4 protein-coding genes are annotated in these 3,483 nt (G+C 74.4%); 3 read left to right on the top strand and 1 reads right to left on the bottom strand.

Annotation, left to right across the window (positions count from 1 at the left end; genetic code table 11):
- Both VGL20_07795 and glp read left to right on the top strand, forming a co-directional pair.
- Window positions 1–1,036 (top strand): hypothetical protein (locus tag VGL20_07795; GenBank protein HEY2703575.1); only part of this gene is annotated, 1,036 nt, incomplete at its 5' end.
- 25 nt (window positions 1,037–1,061) lie between these two features.
- Window positions 1,062–2,279, top strand: a complete 1,218-nt coding sequence (gene glp / locus VGL20_07790) for a gephyrin-like molybdotransferase Glp (protein HEY2703574.1) — start codon at window positions 1,062–1,064, stop codon at window positions 2,277–2,279.
- A gap of 28 nt (window positions 2,280–2,307) precedes the next feature.
- Here the strand turns inward: glp and VGL20_07785 are convergent, their stop codons facing one another.
- The gene (locus tag VGL20_07785; protein HEY2703573.1) at window positions 2,308–2,799 is read right to left on the bottom strand and encodes a MarR family transcriptional regulator; all 492 of its coding nucleotides are present in this window, start codon (window positions 2,797–2,799) and stop codon (window positions 2,308–2,310) included.
- Between the two features lie 119 nt (window positions 2,800–2,918).
- On the opposite strand from VGL20_07785, the gene VGL20_07780 reads away from it, so the two are divergent.
- Window positions 2,919–3,483, top strand: a 565-nt coding sequence (locus VGL20_07780) for a hypothetical protein (GenBank protein ID HEY2703572.1), incomplete at its 3' end; no start/stop codon positions are given.

Here is a 3,483-nt window from a genome sequence, read left to right as displayed (position 1 = left end):
CAGCGACGCCGCCACCGACACCATCACCGTCACCCTCACCAGCGGCGCCTCGGCGAGCGCGACCCACGCCGGCCTCAGCTCCGCCGGCGGCACCGTGGGTGTCACCGGGGTCAACGCCACCGCCCTCACCGATGCGTCGGTCGCGGTCAGCGCCACCGCCACCGACCTCGCCGGCAACGTCTCCGCCGCCGCGACGGCGACCACCACCAAGGACACCGTCGCACCGGCCGCGCCGACCGCGGTGGCGATCAGCAACGGCGGAGGCACCGGCAGCGCCTACATCAACATCGCCAACAAGGGCTCCGTCAACTACGGGGTGACCATTCCCGCGAACGCCGGGAACGCCACCACGGACACCGTGGCGGTGTCGCTGACCAGTGGCACGGTGGTGAGCGGGACGGTGGCCGGGCCGGGCGCGGCCGGCGGCAGCGTGACCGTCGGCGCGCTCAACGCCACCGGCCTGACCGACGGCCCGGTCGCGGTGAGCGCGACCTCCACCGACCTGGCGGGCAACGTCTCCACGGCGAAGACCGGGACCACCACCAAGGACACCGTCGCTCCCACCCTCGTCACCGCCGTCAGCGTGCAGGGAAGCGGCGGCACCTCCGGGAAGATGGAGTCCGGCGACGCGCTGAACCTCACCTTCAGCGAGGCACTGGCTCCCACGTCGGTCCCGGGGACCACGACGGTGACGGAGTCGCGAACTGGCGGCGTGCTCGGGGGTGGCGGCTCGTCGACGCTGTCCATGAACGGCGTGATCCAGTCGTCGCCGATCTCGATCGACAACAGCTACCTGAACCTCGGCCTGCTCGGCACCAGCGTCCAGGGGACCGCGACCGGAGCGATCACGCTGACCAACTCCAACACGACCGTCTCCATCCTGCTCGGAACGGTCACGCCGAGCGGCGGCGGCATCGGTGGCGGGCTGGCTGCGGGATCCGCCGCGGTCACCGTCAGCCCGGTGGCGGCGATCACCGACCTCGCCGGAAATCCCGCGGTCACCACCTCGACGGCGACGGTCACCCGCCTCTTCTAGCCCTCGGCGCCTATCCTTCCCCCCGATGGTCGCACCCCTCTCCGTCGCCGACGCCCAGGCCCGCATCCTCGCGGCGCTGACCCCGCTCTCCACCGAGCGGGTGCCGCTCGCCGAGGCGCTGGGCAGGGTGCTCGCCGCGCCGGTGGTGAGCCGCCGCACCCTGCCGCCGTTCGCCAACTCGGCGATGGACGGGTACGCGGTGCAGGCCGCCGACATCGCCGGGGCGACCGCCGAGCAGCCCACGGTCCTCCCCGTCCGCGGCGAGTCGCGGGCGGGCACCGTGCCCTCGCGGCGGCTGCACGCGGGCAGCGCGATGCGGATCATGACCGGGGCCCCGCTCCCCGAGGGCGCCGACACGGTGGTGCGCCACGAGGACACCGACGACGGCCGCTACAGCGTCGCGATCCGCGTCGCCGCCCCGCTCGGCACCAGCGTGCGCCTCGCCGGCGAGGACATGCGCGCCGGTGACGAGGTGCTCACCCCCGGGCGCCGGCTGCGCTCGGGCGACCTCGCCGCCTGCGCCGCGCTCGGCGAGGTCTGGCTCGAGGTGGGACGGCGGCCCCGGGTCGCGGTGCTGAGCACCGGCGACGAGCTGGTCGACCCGGAGCGCGAGCCCGGGCCGGGGCAGATCGTCGACAGCAATGGGGTGGCGGTCACCGCGGCGGTGCGCGACGCCGGCGGCGAGGCGGTGCGGCTGGGCATCGCCCGGGACACCCTGGACGACCTCCGCCGCCTCCTCGAGGAGGGGGCGCGCTGCGACCTGGTGGTGACCAGCGCGGGGGTCAGCGTCGGCGACCACGACCACGTCCGCGAGGTCGTCGAGGAGATGGGCTCGCTCGACCTCTGGCGGGTGGCGATGCGTCCGGGCCGGCCGCTGGCGGTGGGCTCGGTGCGCGGGGTGCCGTTCATCGGCCTGCCCGGCAACCCGGTGAGCAGCCAGGTCACCTTCGAGCTCTTCGCCCGGCCCGCGATCCTCGCCCTCCAGGGGGCCACCCAGCCCCACCGTCCCCGCTCGGTGGCGGTGACCCTGGAGCCGATGGACAAGCCGGAGGGGCTCGAGACCTTCCACCGGGGCATCCTCGAGCGGGACCCCGACGGGGGGCCACCGGGGGTGCGGCTCACCGGCGCCCAGGGCTCGGGGATCCTCCGCTCGATGGTGCTCGCCGACTGCCTGGTGGCGCTGCCGGCGGCGGGCAGCCGGGTGCCGGAGAGCACGCTGGTGGAGATCATCCCCCTCGGCTGACCGGGTGCCGGGCGCCGGGCGGACGTCCCTAGCCGACCTCGCGATGGATCTCGTCACCGGCGACCTGCTCGGCGGCGGCGAGGAGGGCGCGCATCCCGACGATGAGAGCGCGGCGGTCGGCGGGGCTCATCTGCTCGACGGCACGGATCAGGTCGTCGCAGGCCAGAACCTCGGGGTGGGCCGCGGCCCGGATGCGGCCCGCCTCGGTGAGCGAGACGATGACCCGGCGGCGGTCGTGGCCGTCGCGGATCCGGACCACCAGCCCCTTGCTCTCCAGCCGGTCGACCAGCTCGGTGGCGGTCGCCCGGCTGAGGGCCAGGTGCTGCGCCTGCTCACCGACGCTGAGCGGGCCGGCGACGGCGAGGAGGCGGAGCAGCCCGAGCATGCGCGGGGTCACGTCGGACCCGGGGATGCGTTGCCGGGACGCCTGGAAGCGGCGGTACACGGCGGGGTAGAGAAGATGGACCTCGGCGATCACGGCCTCGGCGTCTCCGCTCGGCACGTCCCTGGGGCCCAGCATCTCCGGGCGAATCCTGGGGCGCGGGACGGCGCCGGTCAATGGGGCGAACAGCCCAATCCGCGGGCATTCTGAGCCCAGTGACCGCAGCGCTACCATGCGGCTCGATCACGGAGATGCTCATGACCAACCGCCCTCACCGCCCCCTGCTCCTGCTCGCCGCCGCCGGGCTCGCCGCCTGCGGCTCGTCGGGGTCGACCACCACGACGCCCACCGCCGGAGCGGAGGAGACCCGCAGCGCCCAGCAGATCTACGACGACTTTCTCACCGCGATGGCGAAGGAGCAGTCGGTGCACATCGCCGGCCACCAGGTCGACACCACCGGGGCCACCAACGACATCGACGTCCTCGACACCCAGAATGCCGCCAGCATCACCCTCACCGCGCAGGGGACGTCGATCTACCTGGTGGTGACCCCGGACAGGGTCTCTGCCGCGCAGAGCAAGAGCGGCCCCTGGGTGACCGCGCCCGGCGACCTCGCCACCAACGCCCGCTCGCTGACCCTGGCCAACACCGTCCGCTGCGGGCGGCTGGAGCACGGCGGGCTGACCCGGGGGCCGGTGTCGACCGTCAACGGCCAGCGGGTCGTCGCCATCGAGGACGACGGCAAGGCGCCGGGTGCCTCGCCCTCCACCGTGTACGTCAGCGTCACCGGCATCCCGCGGCTGGTGCGGGTGGTCCAGCACG

This window comes from Candidatus Dormiibacterota bacterium (assembly GCA_036495095.1).
Taxonomy (GTDB): Bacteria; Chloroflexota; Dormibacteria; order Aeolococcales; family Aeolococcaceae; genus CF-96.
This window is presented reverse-complemented; position numbering and strand designations above follow the sequence as displayed.